The 682-nt window shown below is 61.1% G+C and carries 1 protein-coding gene and 1 pseudogene; both read left to right on the forward strand.

Features of this window, described 5'->3' with window-relative positions; translation table 11 throughout:
- Positions 1–97 precede the first annotated feature (97 nt).
- A complete protein-coding gene (locus tag ACR0E6_RS22385; RefSeq protein ID WP_480587514.1) occupies positions 98–451 on the forward strand; it encodes a thiamine pyrophosphate-dependent enzyme in 354 nt (117 codons plus the stop codon).
- Positions 452–453: 2 nt separating this feature from the next.
- Positions 454–682, forward strand: a pseudogene (locus ACR0E6_RS22390) (dimethylarginine dimethylaminohydrolase); the annotation flags it as partial.

A 682-nucleotide genomic window follows, 5' to 3' on the forward strand; every position in this document is an offset into this window, starting at 1 on the left:
CCTCTACTATGATCACGACCGTCCCGGTGGTTGATTCAATGCGGCCACCGGATACGGGGCGCATGGCTACGGCATTCCGGCCGCCATCGGTGCCGCGATTGCCGACCCTGAGGCGTCCGTGATTTGCATCGCCGGGGACGGTGGTGCCCAATTCTCACTGCCCGAGATCATGGCCGCAGTGGACCAAAACCTGCGCATTACCTTTGTTCTTTGGAACAATCATGGCTATGGCGAAATCGCCACGTCCATGGAGGGCGTGGGGGTCGAGGTGATCGGTTGCGACCCAACCCCACCTGACTTTGCGGCCACTGCTGCCTCGTTCGGCATCCCCTACAAACGCGTTCCCCAAGACCCAACAGCTGTTGCCGCTGCACTGGCAGACGCCGATGCCCAAAACGGCCCCTCTATTCTGGAAATTAATGCTGCCGGGCGTCGCCCGGATCAGGAGTGACTATGCGAAACCCGACCTTTGAATTTACCCGTGCCATAACGCGCAAGCCTGCCTCGACCATCGCAGACGGCTTGCGTGCCGAGGATATCGGCAATCCCAGCCTCGAAGGTATGCTGGCTGCGCATTCGGCCTATGTCAGCGCGCTGCGAAGCACCGGAGCGGAAATTATCGAGCTTGACCCGCTGGAAGCGTACCCGGACGCGCAGTTCGTCGAGGACACCGCGCTGTGCC

The sequence above is a fragment of the Ruegeria sp. AP12 genome, assembly GCF_056540025.1.